The organism is Leucobacter chironomi DSM 19883, assembly GCF_000421845.1.
In the GTDB taxonomy this organism is placed as follows: Bacteria; Actinomycetota; Actinomycetes; order Actinomycetales; family Microbacteriaceae; genus Leucobacter; species Leucobacter chironomi.
The window spans coordinates 373,256-393,309 of the sequence record NZ_ATXU01000002.1 but is presented as its reverse complement, the minus strand read 5'-3'; the positions used below and the strand labels follow the sequence as shown (position 1 = coordinate 393,309).

18 protein-coding genes, 1 other RNA gene and 1 pseudogene are annotated in these 20,054 nt (G+C 68.6%); 13 read left to right on the top strand and 7 right to left on the bottom strand.

Features of this window, described 5'->3' with window-relative positions:
• Positions 1–5: 5 nt before the first annotated feature.
• Both H629_RS0103665 and H629_RS0103660 read right to left on the bottom strand, forming a co-directional pair.
• Entirely contained in the window at positions 6–854 is an 849-nt protein-coding gene (locus H629_RS0103665) for a universal stress protein (RefSeq protein WP_024355997.1), read from the bottom strand.
• A 34-nt stretch (positions 855–888) separates the two neighbouring features.
• Positions 889–2,328, bottom strand: a complete 1,440-nt coding sequence (locus H629_RS0103660) for a glyceraldehyde-3-phosphate dehydrogenase (RefSeq protein ID WP_024355996.1) — start codon at positions 2,326–2,328, stop codon at positions 889–891.
• Positions 2,329–2,542: 214 nt separating this feature from the next.
• Between H629_RS0103660 and H629_RS0103655 the strand changes: the two genes are divergently transcribed.
• From H629_RS0103655 to rnpB, 6 genes are all read left to right on the top strand, one after another.
• Positions 2,543–3,460 carry a MetQ/NlpA family ABC transporter substrate-binding protein gene (locus tag H629_RS0103655; protein ID WP_024355995.1) on the top strand — a complete coding sequence of 306 codons (918 nt, stop codon included), beginning with the start codon at positions 2,543–2,545 and terminating at the stop codon, positions 3,458–3,460.
• Between the two features lie 98 nt (positions 3,461–3,558).
• Positions 3,559–4,587: a methionine ABC transporter ATP-binding protein gene (locus H629_RS0103650; protein ID WP_024355994.1), complete on the top strand. Its 1,029-nt coding sequence runs from the start codon at positions 3,559–3,561 to the stop codon at positions 4,585–4,587.
• A complete protein-coding gene (locus H629_RS0103645) occupies positions 4,587–5,252 on the top strand; it encodes a methionine ABC transporter permease (protein ID WP_024355993.1) in 666 nt (221 codons plus the stop codon). Before H629_RS0103650 ends, H629_RS0103645 begins: the two co-directional genes overlap by 1 nt.
• Positions 5,253–5,255: 3 nt before the next feature.
• On the top strand, positions 5,256–6,104 hold the full coding sequence (locus tag H629_RS0103640) for a Nif3-like dinuclear metal center hexameric protein (protein ID WP_024355992.1): 849 nt from the start codon (positions 5,256–5,258) through the stop codon (positions 6,102–6,104).
• A gap of 132 nt (positions 6,105–6,236) precedes the next feature.
• The gene (locus H629_RS0103635; RefSeq protein WP_024355991.1) at positions 6,237–6,965 is read left to right on the top strand and encodes a zinc ribbon domain-containing protein; all 729 of its coding nucleotides are present in this window, start codon (positions 6,237–6,239) and stop codon (positions 6,963–6,965) included.
• 13 nt (positions 6,966–6,978) lie between these two features.
• Positions 6,979–7,354, top strand: an RNA gene (gene rnpB / locus H629_RS14435) — RNase P RNA component class A.
• 79 nt (positions 7,355–7,433) lie between these two features.
• On the opposite strand, the gene map is transcribed toward rnpB, so the two are convergent.
• On the bottom strand, positions 7,434–8,303 hold the full coding sequence (gene map, locus H629_RS0103630; RefSeq protein WP_024355990.1) for a type I methionyl aminopeptidase: 870 nt from the start codon (positions 8,301–8,303) through the stop codon (positions 7,434–7,436).
• A 102-nt stretch (positions 8,304–8,405) separates the two neighbouring features.
• On the opposite strand from map, the gene H629_RS0103625 reads away from it, so the two are divergent.
• From H629_RS0103625 to H629_RS15620, 6 genes are all read left to right on the top strand, one after another.
• Positions 8,406–8,612 (top strand): hypothetical protein, encoded by a 207-nt coding sequence (locus H629_RS0103625; protein WP_024355989.1) that lies wholly within the window; start codon positions 8,406–8,408, stop codon positions 8,610–8,612.
• Positions 8,613–8,698: 86 nt separating this feature from the next.
• Positions 8,699–10,036, top strand: a complete 1,338-nt coding sequence (locus tag H629_RS0103620) for a glutamine synthetase family protein (RefSeq protein WP_024355988.1) — start codon at positions 8,699–8,701, stop codon at positions 10,034–10,036.
• Between the two features lie 25 nt (positions 10,037–10,061).
• Positions 10,062–13,082 (top strand): bifunctional [glutamine synthetase] adenylyltransferase/[glutamine synthetase]-adenylyl-L-tyrosine phosphorylase, encoded by a 3,021-nt coding sequence (locus H629_RS0103615; protein ID WP_029746540.1) that lies wholly within the window; start codon positions 10,062–10,064, stop codon positions 13,080–13,082.
• Between the two features lie 276 nt (positions 13,083–13,358).
• Positions 13,359–13,949, top strand: coding sequence for a DNA-3-methyladenine glycosylase I (locus H629_RS0103610; protein WP_024355986.1), 591 nt, complete (start codon positions 13,359–13,361; stop codon positions 13,947–13,949).
• A gap of 43 nt (positions 13,950–13,992) precedes the next feature.
• On the top strand, positions 13,993–14,619 hold the full coding sequence (locus tag H629_RS15625; protein ID WP_240471017.1) for an N-formylglutamate amidohydrolase: 627 nt from the start codon (positions 13,993–13,995) through the stop codon (positions 14,617–14,619).
• The gene (locus H629_RS15620) at positions 14,616–15,089 is read left to right on the top strand and encodes a hypothetical protein (RefSeq protein WP_240471015.1); all 474 of its coding nucleotides are present in this window, start codon (positions 14,616–14,618) and stop codon (positions 15,087–15,089) included. The genes H629_RS15625 and H629_RS15620 overlap by 4 nt, the downstream gene beginning before the upstream one ends.
• An 18-nt stretch (positions 15,090–15,107) precedes the next feature.
• On the opposite strand, the pseudogene H629_RS13930 reads toward H629_RS15620, so the two are convergent.
• The 4 genes and pseudogenes from H629_RS13930 to H629_RS0103585 form a co-directional block, all read right to left on the bottom strand.
• A pseudogene (locus H629_RS13930) lies at positions 15,108–16,396 on the bottom strand (anaerobic C4-dicarboxylate transporter family protein).
• Between the two features lie 321 nt (positions 16,397–16,717).
• A complete protein-coding gene (gene glnA, locus H629_RS0103595) occupies positions 16,718–18,142 on the bottom strand; it encodes a type I glutamate--ammonia ligase (protein WP_024355985.1) in 1,425 nt (474 codons plus the stop codon).
• 145 nt (positions 18,143–18,287) lie between these two features.
• The gene (locus H629_RS0103590) at positions 18,288–18,719 is read right to left on the bottom strand and encodes an RDD family protein (protein WP_024355984.1); all 432 of its coding nucleotides are present in this window, start codon (positions 18,717–18,719) and stop codon (positions 18,288–18,290) included.
• Positions 18,720–18,724: 5 nt separating this feature from the next.
• A complete protein-coding gene (locus H629_RS0103585; protein WP_024355983.1) occupies positions 18,725–19,414 on the bottom strand; it encodes a DUF4191 domain-containing protein in 690 nt (229 codons plus the stop codon).
• Between the two features lie 402 nt (positions 19,415–19,816).
• Between H629_RS0103585 and H629_RS0103580 the strand changes: the two genes are divergently transcribed.
• Positions 19,817–20,047 (top strand): hypothetical protein, encoded by a 231-nt coding sequence (locus H629_RS0103580; RefSeq protein WP_024355982.1) that lies wholly within the window; start codon positions 19,817–19,819, stop codon positions 20,045–20,047.
• Positions 20,048–20,054: the final 7 nt, after the last annotated feature.

The following is a 20,054-nucleotide window of genomic DNA, read 5'->3' as shown; positions in this document are numbered from 1 at the left end:
CGGGCTCAGCCGCGGGTCACCACGACAGGGCACGGCAGCGCCTGCAGCACGCCGTGGCTCACCGAGCCGAGCAGCAGTCGCGAGATGCCGCCGCGACCGCGGCTGCCCACGACCAGCAGTTCCGCACCCTCAGCCGCCTGCACGAGCGCCGCCACAGGGGGCGACTGCACGATCTCGCGGCGGATCTCGAGGTCGGGGTAGCGTTCGGCGAGGCCGGCCACGCCGATCGCGATGGCCTCCTCGGCCGCCGAGCGCTGCGACTCGACCAGCTCCTCGCTCCACAGGTACTCGAGGCCCGGCGTGAGCGGCGGCATCCACGCGTAGACCGCGATCAGGGGCGAACCCCGGAAGGAGGCCGACTCGGCGGCGACCGCGATCGCCTTCCTCGAGGCCTCCGAACCGTCGACGCCCACGACCACGCCGGCCTTCGGCTCGGCCGCCGCGACCGCGGGGATCACGGCGACCGGGCAGTGCGCGGTCGCCGCGACCTTCACCGCGCGAGTGCCGAAGAAAGACCCCGCGAAGCGGCTCCCGTTGTGGGCGCCCAGGATGAGCAGGTCGGCGCGCTTCGAGGCCTCCTCGACCTCCGCGATCGGGTGGCCCACGACCGCGGTGCCCGAGATCTTGCCAGTGAAGCCGAGGCTGCGAGCGTACTCGGTCTCGGCTTGGAGCATCTGCTCGGACGCCTGCTGCGCCTCCGAGAGGAAGGCGACGCTCTCCGAGAGGAAGGAGTCGTCGGCGACGTGCAGCAGCTCGACCTCGGCTCCGCGCTCGGAGGCGCGGGCGAGGCCCCAGGCGAGTGCGACCCGGCTCTGCTCGGATCCATCGACACCGATGAGGTACTTCAGTGACATCTTCGTTCCTTTCTCTCGGTTCTGCGGCGCGGGCTCAGGCCTTGAGCGCCGGAAGATGCGCGGGGTGGTTGCCCGCCAGCTGCTCGATGATGCGCACCACCTGGCAGCTGTAGCCGTACTCGTTGTCGTACCAGACGTACACCACGGCGCTGTCGCCCGTGACGATCGTCGCGAGGCCGTCGACGATACCGGCGCGGTTCGAGCCGACGAAGTCGTTCGACACGATCTCGGGGGAGGCGACGTAGTCGATCTGGGTGCGCAGCGCACCCGTCAGCGACACCTCCTCGAGGAACGCGTTGATCTCGTCGCTCGTGGTCTCCTGCTCGAGCTGCAGGTTGAGCACCGCCATCGACACGTCCGGGGTGGGCACGCGGATCGCGTTGCCGGTGAGCTTGCCCTCGAACTCGGGCAGCGCCTTCGCCACGGCCTTCGCCGCACCGGTCTCGGTGAGCACCATGTTCAGCGCGGCGGAGCGGCCGCGACGGTCGCCCTTGTGGAAGTTGTCGATGAGGTTCTGATCGTTGGTGTACGAGTGCACCGTCTCCACGTGGCCGCGCTTCACGCCGAAGCGGTCGTTCAGCACCTTGAGCACCGGGGTGATCGCGTTGGTCGTGCATGAGGCCGCGCTGAGGATCGTGTGCTCGTCGGTGATCTTGTCGTTGTTGACGCCGTAGACCACGTTGAGCATGTCGCCCTTGCCGGGTGCGGTGAGCAGTACGCGGGAGATGCCCTTGTTCTGCAGGTGCTGGCCGAGACCGTCGGCGTCGCGCCAGCGGCCGGTGTTGTCGACCAGGATCGCGTTCTCGATGCCGTACTCGGTGTAGTCGACGCTGGCCGGGTCGTTCGAGTAGATGACCTGGATCCGCACGCCGTTCGCGAGGATCGCGTTCTCGTCCTCGAGCACCTTGATCGTGCCGTTGAAGGGGCCATGCACCGAGTCGCGGCGCAGCAGGTTGGCGCGCTTGACGAGGTCGTTCTCCGAGCCGCGGCGAACGACGATCGCGCGCAGGTTGAGGCCGTTGCCGCTGCCCGAGTGATCGATGATGATGCGGGCGAGCAGGCGGCCGATGCGCCCGAAGCCGTAGAGCACCACGTCGGTGCCCTGGCCGGAGCTCGCGTCGAGCACCGGCGCGAGCTGCTCGCGCAGGTAGGTCTCGACGTCGTCGCTTCCCGAAGCGCGGAAGTCGTTCGCAAGCAGGGCGAGGTCGAGCGAGACCGGCCCCGGCTGGATCTTGGCGAGCGCCTCGACGATGGCGGAGGTCTCGGCCAGGGGCAGCTCGACGTCGTCGATCTTGTGCGCGTAGTAGTGCGCGCGGATGATGTCGATGGGGGAGCGGCCCACCAGGCTGCGACCGTGCACCGACATGACGACGTCGTGGTCGCGGTAGAGCTGGCCGATCAGCGGAATCATCCGCTCTGCGAGTTCCTGCTTCGCCTTCCAAGCTTCGAGGTGAGCATCAGCACGCTGAATCATGTGAACGGAGGGTTCCTTCCAACACTGTCATGAAGAGAATCGGCCTGCCCGCCGAAGACGCTTGTTCGTCAATGCCAGTATCCCATGAACGACCTTCGATGACGCCGTGTGACACCAGGATTTCTCGCGGTGGGACGGGATCCTGCACGCTTGATCCCGTACCGCCGCGCCCGATGCGCGGCGATCCACCCGCACATCGATCATGAGGAGCATCATGACCTTCAAGAAGCGCGGCCTTCTCGCCGCCTCCGTCACCGCGCTCGCGCTGGCCGCCACGACTGCGCTCGCGGGCTGCGCCGCGCCCGCGGCGACCGACGGCTCCGACGGCGCAGAGGGCGCCTCCGAGACCGTCCGCATCGGCGTCGTCGGCGCGAGCGACCCCTACTGGGAGACCTTCTCCGCGGCCGCCGCCGAGGAGGGCATCGAGGTCGAGCTCGTCGACTTCACCGACTACAACCAGCCGAACCCGGCGCTGAGCGAGGGCGAGCTCGACCTCAACCAGTTCCAGCACATCGTCTACCTCGCCGACTACAACGTGGCGAATGACGACGACCTCGTGGCGATCGGTTCCACCGCGATCTACCCGCTCGGCGTGTTCTCGACCAAGCACGACAAGCTCGCCGACATCCCCGAGGGCGGCACCGTCGCGATCCCCTCCGACCCGACGAACCGCGCCCGCGCGCTCAACGTGCTGCAGGCGGCCGAGCTCATCGAGCTGAGCGACGGCGGCAGCCTCTTCTCGACCCCCGACGACATCGACGCCTCGGCGTCGAAGGTGCAGGTCACCGAGATGGACGCGTCGTTCACCGCGACCTCGCTCGCGGACGTCGACGCCGCAGTGGTCAACAACGACTTCGTCACCGACGCCGGCCTGAAGTTCGACGAGGCCCTCTACCAGGACGACCCCGAAGACGAGGGCGCGAAGTACTTCATCAACATCTTCGCGGCGCGCGCCGAGGACAAGGACAACGAGACCTACAAGAAGCTCGTCGAGATCTACCAGACCAACCAGGACGTGCAGGACGGCGTCTTCGAGAACTCGGGCGACAGCGCGATCCTCGTGCAGACGCCGGTCTCGGAGCTGCAGGAGATCCTCGCCGACTCCGAGGCTCAGGTCCGCGACAACAAGTAACCGCGCTGCACGCAGCGCGAGCAGCGATTAGGATCGGGGCGTTCGGTGATACCGAGCGCCCCGATCCGCATCCGCAGCGAGCAGGAGGGAGACCGCGCATGACGCGTGTCCAGATGATCGGCGTCTCGAAGCGCTACCCCGGCCGAGGCAGGGGGGCCGCACCCGTGGTCGCCGTCGAAGACGTCTCCATCGACGTCGCCTCCGGCGAGATCCACGCGATCATCGGCTACTCCGGCGCCGGCAAGAGCACGCTGCTGCGGCTCGTCAACGGGCTCGAGCAGGCGAGCTCGGGGCGCATCCTCGTGGGCGACGACGAGATCACCAGCCTCCCCGAGGCGAAGCTGCGGGCCGTGCGCGGCCGCATCGGCATGATCTTCCAGCAGTTCAACCTGTTCCACTCGAAGCGGGTCTCGAAGAACGTCGAGTACCCGCTCGTGGTGGCAGGCGTCGCGCCGGCTGAGCGCAAGCGGCGCGTGGCCGAACTGCTCGACTTCGTGGGTCTCGCCGACAAGGCCGACGCCTACACCGATCAGCTCTCGGGCGGACAGAAGCAGCGCGTGGGCATCGCCCGCGCCCTCGCCACGAACCCGGGCGTGCTGCTCGCCGATGAGGCGACGAGCGCGCTCGATCCGCAGACCTCGCAGGAGGTGCTCGCGCTGCTGAAGCGCGTCAACCAGGAGTTCGGGATCACGATCGTCCTCATCACCCACGAGATGGAGGTCGTGCGCGAGATCGCCGACCGCGTCACCGTGATGGACGGCGGCCGCGCCGTCGAGCAGGGCGGCGTCTTCGACGTCTTCTCGAGCCCGCAGAGCGCCACCACGAGACGCTTCGTCTCGAGCGCGCTGCCGACCGAGCCCCAGGCGGAGCACCTCGAGCAGCTGCGCGAACGCCATCGCGGCCGACTCGTGACCCTCACCTTCCGCGACGGCGATGTGGATCAGCCCGTCGTGTTCCGCACGCTCGCCGAGCGCGGCATCGGCGTCAGCATCGTGCACGGCGGCGTCACCGATGTGGGCGGCCGCAGCTTCGGCAAGCTCACCCTCGAACTCATCGGCGACGAGCTGCGCGTCGAGCACGCGATCGCGGCGCTCGCGCAGGAGACCGACCTGGAGGTGCTGGTCTGATGGACAAGCTCATCGAGCTGCTCGCGAACGGCAAGTTCCTCGAGGCGACGATCCAGACGCTCGTCTACGTCGTGTTCGCGATGGGCATCGGCGGCGTGCTGGGTCTCGTGATCGGCGTGCTGCTGACGGTCTCCCGGCAGGGCGGCATCCTGCAGAACCGGGCCCTGTACTGGATCCTGAACTTCCTCGTGAACTTCTTCCGGCCGATCCCGTTCGTGATCCTCATCGCGGCGATCCAGCCGCTCGCGCGCCTCGCCGTGGGCACCGGTATCGGCGACCGCGCCCTGATCTTCGTGCTCGTCTTCGCCGCGACCTTCGGCATCGCCCGCCTCGTCGAGCAGAACCTGCTCACCGTGCCGCCCGGAGTGATCGAGGCGTCTCGGGCGATGGGCGCCGGCCCGGTGCGCACGATCCTCACAGTGCTCATTCCCGAGGGCCTCGGCCCCGTGGTGCTCGGCTACACCTTCGCGTTCATCGCCGTGGTCGACATGACCGCGATGGCCGGCGTGATCGGCGGCGGCGGTCTCGGAAACCTCGCCCTGCAGTACGGCTACCGGCAGTTCAACCCGTGGGTGACGTGGGCGGCGGTGCTCATCATCATCGCCATCGTGCAGCTGGTGCAGCTGCTCGGCAATGTCATCTCGCGCAAGTTGCTCAGGAGGTAGCCCGTGTCATCAGAATTCAGCACGCTCCGTGATCTGCAGCGGATCGCCGAGGAGTTCTGGCCGGCCGCCACGGCTGAGGGCTGGGATCGCGTGGGCCTCGTCTCGGGCGCGGGCGACGCGCCGCTGCGGCGGGTGCTGCTGGCGGTCGACGCCGTCGCGGCGACGGTCGACGAGGCGCTCGAACTGGACGCGGACGCGCTGCTCACGCACCACCCGCTCCTGCTGCGCGGGGTGCACTCGATCGCCGAGGACACGTCGAAGGGTGCGCTGCTCGCTCGGCTCATCCGCGGCGGCTGCGCCCTGCTCGCCGCCCACACGAACGCGGATCAGCCCGAGGGCGGGGTCTCCGCCGTGCTCGCCGAGCGGCTGGGGCTGATCTCGGCCGAGGCGATCGTGCCGGCGGAGAGCCCGCGCGCCGGCGAGGTGTTCGGCGTGGGACGCGTCGGGGAGCTCGCCGAGGCGGTCTCGCTGCGCGAGTTCGCCGAGCGGGTTGCCGGGATCCTGCCCGCCACGATCGGCGGGGTGCGCGTCGCCGGGGATGCCGATCGGAGGGTGCGGCGGATCGCGCTGCTCGGCGGCGCGGGCGACAGTCTGCTCGACCATCCGGTCGTACGCGGCGCCGACGTCTACCTCACCTCGGATCTGCGCCATCATCCCGCGCAGGAGTCGCTGGAGCAGTCGCTCGCGGCCTATGGTCCGGCTCTCGTCGATGTCGCCCACTGGGCCAGCGAGTCGCTCTGGCTCGACGGCGCCGCCGAGCGGCTGTCGGCCCGGCTGCCCGGCGTCGAGTTCACGGTGAGCCGTCGTCGCACCGATCCGTGGAGCTTCGCCGTCGGGGGGTCTGCGAACTGACCGGCAGGTCTTGTGGTTCGTGCTGATGCTTCGGAGCGGGCCGTTGTTTCGGATCGAAGCGCGGGTCTCGCTCCGAGACATCGGTGTGATCCGCGGAAACGTCTGCGGGCGCAGCCCCGGTAGGCTGGACCCATGAAAGCCAGCCCTCGCCAGCAGCAGCTGCTGCTCGACCTGCAAGATCTCGACACGACGATCGCCCGGCTGCGCCGCAAGCGCAGCACGCTGCCCGAGCGAGCCGAGCTCGAGGGGCAGAGCGGCGAGGCCGGCGAGGCCAGGAACCGCTTCATGGCGGCGCAGCGCGATCTCGACGCGCAGAACGCCGAGATCTCGCGCATCGAGGCCGATGTGCAGCTGGTGCGGCAGCGCCGCGAGCGCGACGAGCAGCTGATCGCGGTGAGCACCTCGCCGAAGGAGGCGCAGGCGCTGCAGCACGAACTCGACACCCTCGCGCGGCGGCAGGGCGAGCTCGAGGATCGCGAACTCGAAATCATGGAGGTGCAGGAGCGCGCTCAGGCCGAGTTCTCGGCCGCGGAGCAGGTGCTCGCGGGCGTGGACGAGCGACGCGCCGCAATCCGCGCCAAGATCGCGGAGGCCGAGCAGCGCATCGACCGCGACCTCGCGACGCACACCGCCGAACGGGCCGGGCTCGCGGCCGAGTTGCAGCGCGATCTGCTCGATCTCTACGAGGAGTTGCGCGGCCGCCTCGGGATCGGCGCCGCCCGGCTGCGCGGCACCGTTTCAGAGGCGAGCAACATGTCGCTCACCCCGGCCGAGCTCAGCGACATCCGCTCAGCCGCACCCGACGAGCTGGTCTTCTGCCCCGGCACGGGTGCGATCCTCGTGCGGGTCGAGGGGGAGTAGACTTATCGCCGGAACGGGCCGGCGGACGGTCGCGTCGCGGCGCTTCGGCGCTCGCGCCGAGGAACGTCCGGGCTGCACAGAGGAGAACGGTGGGTAACACCCACCCGGGGCAACCCGCGAGAAAGTGCAACAGAGAGCAGACCGACCTCCCGGTGCGAGCCGGGAGGCACGGGTGAAAGGGTGGTGTAAGAGACCACCGGCGTCCGTGGCGACACGGGCGGCCAGGCAAACCTCGTTCGCAGCAAGGCCAGACAGCAGACGTTGACGCTCCTCGCCGAGTCTGCGGGTAGGCCGCTAGAGGGTACTGGCAACAGTGCCCCGAGAGAGATGACCGTCACCGGCCGCTTCGTCGGCCGGGACAGAACCCGGCGTACAGCCGGCCCGTTCCCCTTCACAAGCTCCGGCGCCCGCCGTGCGCGCCACCTCGGCAGCGTCGGCATGCGGTCGACTGCGCGTGGCGCCGCCGTCTCACTCCGAGACGGTGAGCAGCTCGAAGCCGTCCTCGCGCACCACGATCGTATGCTCGAATTGCGCGGTGATGCTCTTGTCGCGCGTGGTGACCGTCCAGCCGTCGTCCCACTGATCCCACTCGTGCGAGCCGAGGGTGAGCATCGGCTCGACGGTGAACACCATGTTCGGCTTGATGACGTCGGCGTAGGCGGGTGCGGAGTCGTAGTGGGGGATGATGAGCCCGGAGTGGAACGACGAGCCGACGCCGTGCCCGGTGAAGTCGCGCACGACGCCGTAGCCGAAGCGCTTCGCGTAGGTCTCGATGACCCGCCCGATCACGTTCACCTGCCGTCCGGGCTTCGCCGCCCTGATGCCGCGCATCATCGCCTCGTGCGTGCGCTCGATGAGCAGCTCGACGTCTTCGGCGACTCGGCCGACGCGGAAGGTGCGGTTGGTGTCGCCGTGGAAGCCGTCGAGATAGGCGGTGACGTCGACGTTTACGAGGTCGCCCTCGCGCAGCACGGTGTCGTCGGGGATGCCGTGGCAGATGACCTCGTTGACGGAGGTGCACGACGAGGACGGGTAGCCGCGGTAGCCGAGCGTCGACGGGTAGGCGCCGCGCGAGACGACGTACTCGTGCGCGATCCGGTCGAGCTCGGCGGTGGTGATGCCGGGGCGCACCGCCGCGCCCACCGCGTCGAGGGCGCCCGAGGCGATCCGGCCGGCCGCGCGGATGCGCTCGATCTCGGCTTCGGTGTAGGTGTTGTCGCCCGTGTATGCGGGCGGCGCGGTGAGACCCACGTAGGGCGGGCGCGCGATGTGCGGGGGGACCGCGAGCGACTGCGGGGCAGAACCCGGGATCAGATGACCGTGTGCGTCGAAGGGCATGCCTCTAGTCTATGAAGTGAGCCCGGTGCTTCCGGGTTCGGAACGTCCCGGAGCCGCCGGGCGCCGAATACCGCGCGATCCGCGCTGACCGAGGAAGTCATGATGAGCAAGCAGGACTGGGGAGTCGACGACTCCGAGACGAGCTACTGGTACAACACGCGCACCGGCCAGGTCGAGGAGGGGCCGCAGTCGCTCGGGATCGATCGGATCGGACCCTTCAAGACGCGGGAGGAAGCCGAGAACGGCCCCGCCAAGCTGCAGGAGCGCGCCCGGGAGTGGGCCGAGGAAGACGCCAGGGAGGACTCCTGAGCGGACGCCCCCGGCTTCGCGAAACACGGATGTCACAGGGGCGCGCTAGTCTGGCCATGACCGTCAACTGAGTGAACGGAGCCGGCGTGAGCAAGCAGCGCGATTTTGTTCTTCGCACCATCGAGGAGCGGGGCGTCAAATTCGTCCGGCTCTGGTTCAGCGACGTCTCCGGCACGTTGAAATCGGTGGCGCTCGCCCCGGCCGAGGTCGAGGGCGCGTTCAGCGAGGGCATCGGCTTCGACGGCTCGGCCATCGAGGGGCTCACACGCGCCTACGAGTCCGATCTGCTCGCGGTGCCGGATCCCTCCACCTTCCAGCTGCTGCCGTGGCGCAGCATGTCGGCGCCGACCGCACGCATGTTCTGCGACATCCGCACCCCCAACGGCGAGCCCGCGGTCGCCGACCCCCGCAACGTGCTCAAGCGCACCCTCGCTCAGGCGGCCGAGCAGGGATTCACCTTCTACACCCACCCCGAGATCGAGTTCTACCTGCTGAAGTCGGCGGAGTACGGCCCTGAGGGGCCGATCCCGGTCGACCGCGCGGGCTACTTCGACAACGTGCCCGGCGGCACCGCCCACGACTTCCGCCGCGAGAGCGTCGCGATGCTCGAAGAGCTCGGCATCTCGGTCGAGTTCAGCCACCACGAGGCGGGCCCCGGCCAGAACGAGATCGATCTGCGCTACGCCGACGCGCTCACCATGGCCGACAACATCATGACCTTCCGCACCGTCGTGAAGGAGGTCGCGATCGCGCAGGGCGTGCACGCCACCTTCATGCCGAAGCCGCTCGTCGGGCACCCCGGCTCCGGGATGCACACCCACCTCTCGCTCTTCGAGGGCGACGCCAACGCCTTCTACGATCCCGGCGCCCTCTACCAGCTCTCTCAGACGGGCCGCCGCTTCGTCGCCGGTCTGCTGCGCCACGCGCCCGAGATCACCGCCGTCACCAACCAGTTCATCAACTCCTACAAACGCCTCTGGGGCGGTGACGAGGCCCCCTCCTTCGTGAGTTGGGGCCACAACAACCGCTCGGCACTCGTGCGCGTGCCGATGTACAAGCCGGGCAAGGGCGGCGCCGCGCGCGTCGAGTATCGCGGCATGGACAGCGCGGTGAACCCCTACCTCGGCTTCTCGGTGCTGCTCGCCGCGGGCCTCAAGGGGATCCGCGACGAGTACGAGCTGCCCCCGGAGGCCGAGAACAACGTCTGGGCGCTCAGCGACGGTGAACGTCGGGCCATGGGCTTCGACCCCCTTCCTACGAGCCTCGACCACGCCCTCGCGGTGATGGAGCGCTCCGAGCTCGTCGCCGAGACGCTCGGGGAGCAGGTGTTCGCGTACCTCATCCGAGACAAGCGGCGCGAGGTGAGCGAGTACCGCTCCCAGGTCACGCCCTACGAGCTCGGTTCGATGCTCGACACGATCTGAGGGGCGCGCCAGCGTGTCCGAGCCGATGGTCCTGCGCCTCGCCGAGGTGGCGCGCGCCGGTTTCAGGGAGCTCTCCTCGTCGCGCGACGAGCTGCAGGCCCTGGCCGAAGCACTCGACGTGCCCGTCGGCGAACTGCTCCAGGCCTTCGCACGCGCGGCCGATCCCGACGCCGCGCTGATCCGCATCCGGCACCTCGCTGACGCCCACCCCGAGCACGCGCGCGCACTCGGCGCCCCGCTGCTGCACCGGCTCTGCCTGCTCGTCGGCGCCTCGCCCGCCCTCGGCGACTTCTTCGCCCGGCGCCCGGAGCGGCTCGCCGAGATCCTCGACTCCGGCGGCCGCGTGATCCTCGCCGACGAGGCGCGCAGCGCGCTGCTCGCCGCCGTCGCCGATGACGGCGGCGGCCGGGCGCGCTCCGGGGAGGCCGGCTGGAACGCGCTGCGCGTGCGCTACCGGGAGCTGCTCTCCGAACTGATGCTCTTCGACCTGCGCCGCAGCGCTGCGGGAGACGCGAGCGATGCCTTCGAAGAGGTCGCGCTCTCGCTGTCGGCGCTCGCGGGCGCGGCCATCGAGGCGTCGCTGGCCGTCGCCCGCGCCACGCTCGTAGCCGGCGGATCCGGCCCCCAGCTCCCACCCGAGCGCGTCGCCGCCGCGCAGCTCGCCGTCGTCGCGATGGGCAAGTGCGGCGCCGAGGAGCTCAACGTGGTCTCCGACGTCGACGTGGTCTTCGTCGTCGCGAGCGCCGACGAGGACGTGCTCGACGGCGACGCGCTGATCCGCGTCGGCACCCGCCTCGCGAGCGAGACGATGCGGGGGATCCACGATCCGTCCTTCGAGCCGCCCCTGTGGCAGCTCGACGCCAACCTCCGCCCCGAGGGACGCCACGGCGCGCTCGTGCGCACGCTCGGTTCGATGCTCAGCTACTATGAGCGCTGGGCGAAGGCCTGGGAGTTCCAGGCGCTGCTGAAGGCGCGGCCCCTCGCCGGCGATCTCGACCTCGGCGGGGAGTTCGTGGAGCGTACGCGCGACCTCGTATGGGCGTCCTCGTCGCGCGAGGACTTCGTGGGCTCGGTGCAGCGCATGCGCCAGCGCGTCACCGAGCACATCGCCGATGACGAGCTCGAGGTACAGCTCAAGCTCGGCCCCGGCGGGCTGCGCGACATCGAGTTCAGCGTGCAGCTGCTGCAGCTCGTGCACGGTCAGTACGACGACCGCCTGCACCTGCGCGGCACGCTGCCGTCACTGCGGGCCCTGGTCGACGGCGGCTACGTCGCGCGCGGCGACGGCGACAGGCTGGCGGCCGACTACCGCTTCCTGCGCGTGCTCGAGCACCGCCTGCAGCTGCGCGAGCTGCGCCGCACCGCGATCATGCCCACCGACGATGAGGCGCTGCGCGTGCTCGCCCGCGCCTCAGGCCTCGCCGATACGGGCACCGAGCTGCTGCAGCGCTGGGAGCGCACCAAGCGCGAGGTACGCGAGCTGCACCTGAAGATCTTCTACGCACCGCTGCTCAGCGCGGTCGCCGCGCTGCCGGAGGAAGAACTCGTGCTCGGCAGTGACGAGGCGCGCGCTCGGCTGGTCAGCATCGGGTTCCGCGATCCTGACGGCGCGATGCGGCACCTCGCCGCGCTCACCCGCGGCACCTCGCGGCGGGCGCGGATCCAGCGCAACCTAATGCCGGTGCTGCTGCAGTGGCTCGCCGACGGCACCGACCCAGACTACGGCCTGCTCGCGTTCCGTCGCGTGAGCGAGGCCAACAGCGAGACTCCCTGGTACCTGCGGCTGCTGCGCGACGGCACGGAGGCCGCCGAGCGGCTGACCCGGGTGCTGTCGTGCTCGCGCTTCGCCGCCGAACTGCTGGAGTCGCTGCCGGAGTCGGTGGCCTGGCTGGAGCGCGACGATCAGCTGCGGCCGATGAGCCGCGATCAGCTGTTCGCGGAGATGCGGTCCCTGTCCTCGCGTCGCGACGGTGCGGAGGCGGCCGCGGCGGCGCTGCGGACCGTGCACCGGCGCGAGGTGCTGCGGCTGGCCATGGGCAGGGTGGCGGGCGTCATCGGCGAAGCCGAGGTCGCCGCAGGGCTCGATGCGGCGCACACCGCTCTGCTCGACGCGCTGCTCACCGCGATCCGGCTCGACGCCGCCGCGAAGTGGGAGGGCGACCCGCTCGAAGTCGCCCTCATCGGCATGGGCAGGTACGGCGGGGGAGAGCTGGGCTTCGCCTCCGACATCGACGTCGTCGCGGTGTTCCGCGCTCCGGAGGGCGTGGCTCCGGATCGCGCCTCTCGCGAGGGGGTGCGGCTGATCTCGGAGCTGCGTCGGCTCGTCTCGGATCCGCGCTTCCCCGTCGACCTCGACTTCGATCTGCGACCGGAGGGCAAGAACGGGCCGCTCGCCCGCAGCCTCGACGCCTACCGCTCCTACTACCGGCGATGGTCGGTCACGTGGGAGGCGCAGGCGCTGCTCCGTGCCAGGGTGGTGGCGGGCGATCCGGCGCTCGGCGCCGACTTCATCGCGCTGGCCGATGAGATCCGCTTTCCCGCGGCCTTCGGCGACACCGAGGTGCGCGAGGTGCGGCGCATCAAGGCCCGCGTCGAGGCGGAACGGCTGCCGCAGGGAGCGGATCCCCGCCGGCATCTCAAGCTCGGCCCCGGCGGCATCAGCGACGTCGAGTGGCTGGTGCAACTGCTGCAGCTGCGCGAGGGGGCGCGGTTCGAGGCCCTGCGCACGGTTTCGACGCTGCGCGCGCTGGCGGCGGCGAGCGAACTCGAACTGCTCGATCCGCTCGATGCCGAGCACCTGGCCGATTCCTGGCGGTTCGCGAGCCGGGTGCGCAGCGCGCTGAAGCTCTGGACCGGCCGCTCATCCGATTCGCTGCCCGTCGATCGCGCCGACCTGGACGGCATCGCCGGCGTGCTGGATCTGCCGCGGGGCCGCACCTTCGAACTCGAAGAACGCTGGTTCGCAGTCTCGCGTCGCGCCCGTGCCGTCTTCGAGCGCGAGTTCTTCGGGTACACGGAGCAGGACGTGCGATTCCCGCTGCCCTGACGTCGTTCACCGTCACGATACGCAATATCACCGCGAAGTTCACTCTCAGGTCTTCCATAAAGTGTTACCGAAGCGTAATCTGATCGTTATGCAGTACCTACAGTCATTCCTCGAGGCCCTCCTCGCCGAAGACGGTGCTGAGTTCGAAGACGAACTCGAATCCTGATCGGTGATCCACGCGACAGCGACGTCGCCCGATACGAAAGGGAGAAGCCCCCGGCCCAGCGGCCGGGGGCTTCTGCTGTGTCAGGGTGCCCGGCTTGATAGCCTTGCACGGTGAATGCGATCGTGACCGGGCCGGATGGTGTCGAACGCTGCGCCTGGGTCGGTGACGACCCCGAGTACCGCCGCTACCACGACGAGGAGTGGGGCGTTCCCCTGCGAGGAGATCGCGCGCTGTTCGAGAAGATGGCCCTGGAAGGCTTCCAGGCGGGCCTCTCGTGGATCACGATCCTGCGCAAGCGCCCCCGGTTCCGCGAGGCCTTCGCGGGCTTCGAACCGGCCGCGGTCGCGAGTTTCGATGCCGCCGACGTCGAACGTCTGATGGCCGATGCCGGCATCGTGCGCAACCGCGCGAAGATCGCGGCGGTCATCGCCAACGCGGCGCTCGTGCGCGAGATGCGCGACGGCGAGCTCGACGAGCTGATGTGGTCGTTCGCGCCGTCCGCCGGCGACGCCCGCGGCCGCCCCGCGACAATGGGGGAGGTGCCGGCGATCACGCCAGAATCGACGGCGCTGAGCAAGGAGCTGCGCCGGCGGGGTTTCCGCTTCGTGGGCCCCACCACCATGTACGCACTGATGCAATCCGCCGGCATGGTCGACGATCACCTCGCCGGGTGCTGGCGGGTTGCCGAGGACCGGTCGTAGAGCATTCCTTTGGAAACCCTGTTCGGGCGACTACGCTGAGGCCATGAGTGGCCTCGATTTCATTCCCGCAGGCACCACGTTCTCTGCTGACGAAATCACGCATTGGCGGGATAAGACTGCCGGTGAGCGTACGCTCGAGCAGGCTATTTCGCAGGCCGACGTACTCGTGACCACCCCGCATTCGGGTGCCGCAATTCCTGAAGAACTCGCGGAGTTCCTCTCGCCCTCCCTCACTCGGCGCTTGCAGAATGATTTTTCAGACGTTGCCACGGCAGGGATCGTGAAGCGCTGGGCCGAGCTCGATCCTCGAATTGTTGCTGTGATCAACCCGCATCCGCGTCTTGTGCGCGACCTGAATCGCGCGAAGCCAGATGACGTACGCGCGAAGCTAGCCGAGGCGATTGAGCGCGTGCGGGCGGCGGGATCCTGGCAGAGAGTTGACCTCACCGGCGTCGATGCGATCCGGCCGGTGACCTTCTCCTTCTTTCCAATACTCGAGATTCCCGAGAACGCCGCGGAACTCGACCGGCTGGTGGATGCGTTCGCCACCACCGCTGAGCAAGGTCTCGACGTTTATCAGCGCACCTGCGAAGATCTCGTAGACAGGTTCGTGGCGCGCGGCTCGCGCATGGAGGCAGCTTCACCCGACTCTCGTTTCACGACACGATGAACACCACCACCACACGAGAGGGGGCGGTGAACGTCGAGCGCCTGCCCGGAGATCGGCTGCCGAGAGTGGTGGCTCTGTCGAACTGCGGTGATGCTCGCGGCGAGTCGCGAGGGGACGCGGATCCGCCAACCATGCGCCCGGCAGCGCTCAGGCGCCTGGCCGAGGCGCACCGGGAGGGCTTCCACGTACGCAAGCCCGAAGATGTCGCGCTCAATCAGCCATACCTCGGCAGTCAAGAGATTCTGGCCGACGGCCAGAAGTTTCGAGACCTGGCGGAGGAAGCCACAGCAGCCGGACTCGTGCTGGGAGCGGTGCAAGCAGAGTTTCTTCGTGAGTTGCTGCTCGGTGAAGCTGCGACCGAGGAGTTGCACCGGCCCGGCGTCGACTGGGTCGACGAGGATCAAGATCACATCGATACGATCGCCCGCGCCTGTATGCGATCGTGGAATCTGTTCCGCGAAAGCGCGTGATCGGACGGGTGCGTGCCGCTACCCGCCCCAGAGCGCACCGAACAATGCGCCGAACGCGATCGTGATCGCCGCGAGAATCAACGTCGGCAAGAAGAACGAGTGGTCGTAGAGCTTCGTGCCGAGCTTCGTCGAGCCAGAAGTGTCGAAGTTCGCGGCGGCGATCTGAGAGCCATTCGTGGGCAGAAGATAGATACCTGCGAACGCTCCAGCCCACATGCCCGACAGCAGTCCGAGCGGCACGCCTGCCTCCAGACCGATTGGCACGATGGTGCGGGTCGCGGTCGACTGACTGGTCGTGAGCACGCAGACGAGGAAGATGCCGAGCGCGAAGATCCACGGGGCGACCTCGACGAGCGCGCCGACACCGCCCGCGATGAGGTCGGTGTGCGCGGAAAGGAACGTGTCGGTGAGCCAGGCGAGACCGAAGAGCGCGATTGCCGACACCATGCCCGCCTTGAAAACTGTGGTGGTCGGTATCTCTGCGACCTTCGGTCGAGAGACGAGCAAGATGATCGTGCCGACCGCACACATCACGATTTCGATGATCGGCGTCATCGAAACAGGGTCACCGGCTCCGTCGAGCGGCCGCAGACCCTTCCAGAGTCCGAAGACCACGATGGCGACAACACCGAGGAGGAAGATCAGAGCTGCGTTGCGCCCCGACTTGGTGACGGTCACGTTTGCCTGGACGGCGGTCGCAGAGTCTCCAGGAGGAGGGATCTCTCCCGACTTGATCTTCGCCTGGATCTCGGGGTCCGCTGCGATCTCTGCGCCGAGTCGATTGACGATGACGCTCGATAGCACGATGCCGACGACGGCCGCGGGAATGGTCACCTTCAAGATGTCGATGAGCTCGAAGTTCCAGGGCGCGACATCGGTGAGTGTGACCATTGCCGCCATTGCGGCTGACACCGGGCTGCAGGCGAGTGCCACGCCAGTCGCGACTACCGAGAGCGACAGCGGCCGCGACGGTCGAATGCCATTGCGGTACGACAGGTCCTGGATCACAGGCAGCAACGGGTAGAGAATGTTCGAGGTGCCGGCTCCGACTGAGAATACGAATGAGACGAGCGGGGCGACGAGCGTGATCTGCTTGGGGTTCTTGGCGATGAGTTTTGCTGCCACGGAAACGAGCCAATCGATGCCAGCGGCGGCTGCATCATCGAAGAGGCGAGTACGACTGAGAGCCCGATGAGCAATGCGTCCACCGGCGGGTTTCCGGGTGTGAGCCTGAAGACGAAAACGAGAATCGCCACACCTGTGCCTCCCCACAGCCCAAGCCCAACACCGCTGGAGCGCGTGCCCATCACGATGCACCCGAGTACGACCAAAAGCTGGGTGATGAACAGAACGGTTTCCATGTGCGGTTCCCCTGCGAGTCTCAAGGCCTTGAGGTCAGCGTAGTACCGAGTCCGTCCCGACAGCACCCGCCGATCGCAGAGAAATGCTGCAGCAAGCTGGGCCGCATGCGGTGGCGACCTCGGTACGGCCTCCCCGTGCCCTCGTTCCCATCGAGCTCATGGACTCAGAGACCTCTGAGAACGCGCGCTGCGGACGCCCGACGGTGCAGCGAAACGCCCCTCACCGCGGAGCGCGGTGAGGGGCGTTTCGAGCCGGAATCCTACTCGTTACACTCCGTAGTACAGCTCGTACTCGAAGGGGTGCACGCGCACCGCCATCGGCAGGATCTCGTACTCGCGCTTGTACTCGATCCAGGTCTGGATCAACTCCTCGGAGAACACGCCGCCCTCGAGCAGGAACTGGTGGTTCGCCTCGAGCGCCTCGAGCGCCTCGTCGAGCGAGCCGGGCACCTGCGGGATGTTCTTCGCCTCCTCCGGGGGAAGCTCGTAGAGATCCTTGTCGATCGGCTCCATCGGCTCGATGCGATTGCGGATGCCGTCGAGCCCGGCCATCAGCTGCGCGGCGAAGGCGAGGTAGGGGTTGCCCGAGGCGTCCGGGGCGCGGAACTCGATGCGCTTCGCCTTCGGGTTCGAGCCGGTGAGCGGGATGCGGACCGCGGCCGAGCGGTTGCCTGCCGAGTAGGCGAGGTTGACGGGCGCCTCGTAGCCCTTCACCAGGCGGCGGTAGCTGTTGATCGTGGGGTTCGTGAAGGCGAGGAGCGCCGGCGCGTGGTGCAGGATGCCGCCGATGTACCAGCGCGCGATGTCGGAGAGCTGCGCGTAGCCGTTCTCGTCGTAGAACAGCGGATCCCCGCCCTTCCAGAGCGACATGTGGGTGTGCATGCCCGAACCGTTGTCGCCGAAGACCGGCTTCGGCATGAAGGTCGCGGTCTTGCCCCACAGCTCGGAGGTGTTCTTGACGATGTACTTGAACTTCAGCACGTCGTCAGCGGCCTTCACGAGCGTGTCGAAGCGGTAGTTGATCTCGGCCTGGCCGGGTGCGCCCACCTCGTGGTGCGAGCGCTCGAGGTGGAGACCGGCCTCGATGAGTCGCAGCGAGATGTCGTCGCGCAGATCCGCCTGCTTGTCGACGGGGGAGACGGGGAAGTAGCCGCCCTTGGCGGGGGTGTGGTGGCCCAGGTTGCCGCCTTCGTCGGCGCGCGCCGAGTTCCAGCCGGCCTCCTCGGAGTCGATCTCGAAGAAGGTGCGGCGGGGCGTGGTCTCGTGGCGCACCGAGTCGAGGATGTAGAACTCGGCCTCGGGCGCGAAGAACGCGGTGTCGGCGATGCCGGTCGAGGCGAGGTACTGCTCGGCCTTCTTCGCGATCTGACGGGGATCCTTCGAGTAGATCTCACCCGTGCGGGGGTTGAAGATGTCGCAGATCAGGATGAGGGTGCGCTCGGCGCGGAACTGGTCGATGTAGGCGGTGCTGACGTCGGGGATCAGCTGCATGTCGGATTCGGCGATGCCGGCAAAGCCGCGGATCGAGGAGCCGTCGAACATCTGCCCAACCTCGAAGAAGTCGAGATCGACCGTGGAGGCCGGGATGTTGAAGTGCTGCTGCACGCCGGGGAGGTCGACGAAGCGGATGTCGACGAACTTGACGTCGGTCTCCGTGATGAAGTCGATCACTTCTTGGGGGGTGGTGAACATACTGCTCCTCGAGGTCAGATCGACCCGTGCGCTCACGACGGCGCGGGCCGATTGCTTGGTACCAGCCTATGCGAGCCTGATTTCAAATCCGTGATTCGCGTGTTTCGCGGGTGTTACACGACTGCGCGGACGGTTCGACGCGGGGTCAGGCACGGATCAGCACCGTCCCGGCGATCTTGTCGTGGAAGCCCCGCTGATCCGAATCCCACACGAGCACGGGGATCACGAGGCACAGCAGCAGGGTGCGCACGATCGGACGCCAGGGGCCGACCCAGCCGCCCGCGATCGGCACAACGCGCATGCCGAGCAGGCGGTGGCCGATGGAGCCGCCGAGCGTGGGGATGAACACGATCTGCATCGCCGCGAAGATCAGGTAGTTCCACCACTCGGGGTGGGGGCCGCCGATGAGCAGGTACGCCGGCAGCGCGGCGAGACCCCAGTCGAGGAGGATCGCGAGCGCTCGGCGGCCGAGTCGCGCGACCGAACGGGGCCCCGCGTCGGGGAGGCCGAGTCGCTCACCCGGCCACTTGCTGGGTTCGAGATCGCCGAAGCGCTGCGGGGTCGAGGACGCGGGCATCGGGCTCAACGCGGGCGCTGCGGACGGACCCGGTTGGGATCCATGCCCTTGGGGATGCCGACCGGCGCGGCCTGCAGCGACGAGAGCCGGTTGTAGACCGCGGCCACCTCGTTGCGGTTGAGCTTGGGCTTCAGGCGCACCAGGGTCTTGGAGAGTTTCGGCAGCGGCACGCCGTCGCCGTCGGGCCCCACGTACAGGTGCACGACCTCAACGTTGCGCAGTGCACGCTTGATCTTGCGCTCCTCATCGGCGGCCATGCGCTCGGTGCGCTGGCGGGATCCCTCGGAGATGAGCACGACACCGCCGCGACCGACCACCCGGTAGATCGCATCCTGGTTGCGGTTCATCGCGACGGGCACCTCGGATCCGCGCCACGAGCGGCGCAGCGCGCTCTGCACGACGGCGCCCACGGCCCCCGGTCGCCCCTCGATCTGCTGGTACGCCATGCGTTCGGCGCGGCGGCCGAGCACGATCATGACGAGCAGGATGCCGACGAGCACGCCGGTCACCGGCCAGATGACCCAGCCGAACCAGCCGCCGGGCAGCAGCCACGCGAGCAGCACGGCGACCGCGATGGGTGCGATGAAGCACAGCAGCAGCGCCCACGGGAGGTTGCGATCGTGAACCTTGGTGGTCTTGTAGATCTCCACCATCTGCCGGATGCGACCGTTGCGCTTCGCCTTCTCTGCTGCCATGACACCTAGGATATCGGCTCTCGCCGTGCCCGCGGACCGCGCAGCGCTCCTCGGCGCCCGCACGGCACCGGATGTTCGCTCACAGCACCACGATTCGGCGAGTTCCGAGCGGGTTTTCCACACTTCCCCTGTGCGGGGCCCGTCGGCCCCGTCTCTCGCTCAGACTGAGAACCTCAGTGCGGTTCGTCGCCGACAGCCGCGGAAGGGAGCAGCATGAGCCGCAGCACGAAACCGAGCGCGCGTGCAGGCAGTGCTGGGCAGCTCGCCGCTCGGGTGGAGCGGATCTGCTTCGCCGGGATCGAGCTCAGAGCCCGGGGCGCGTGCGCCGACCCGCGCGGCCGGCCTGGGCGCCCGCGAGACGCGCATGCTCACGATCGGGGATGCGGTGCGCTCGGGGTGCCGATGCGACGGCTCGCGTGCGTCGTGCGCGTCTGGGACACGGTCGGGGCCGCCGGTCTCGTCTGCGAGGCGCTCGACGAGGCGGTGCGCGATATCGAGGCGCTCGGAGGCGCCTGGCATGCAGGCTTCGCCCGCGACGCGCTCGCCTACGCCCTGCGTCGCAGGATCACGCCGTCGCAAGCGCCCTCACCGTCGCACGACCCCGGAAACGACGTGGGCCGCGGCCGCCGATGAGGCGACC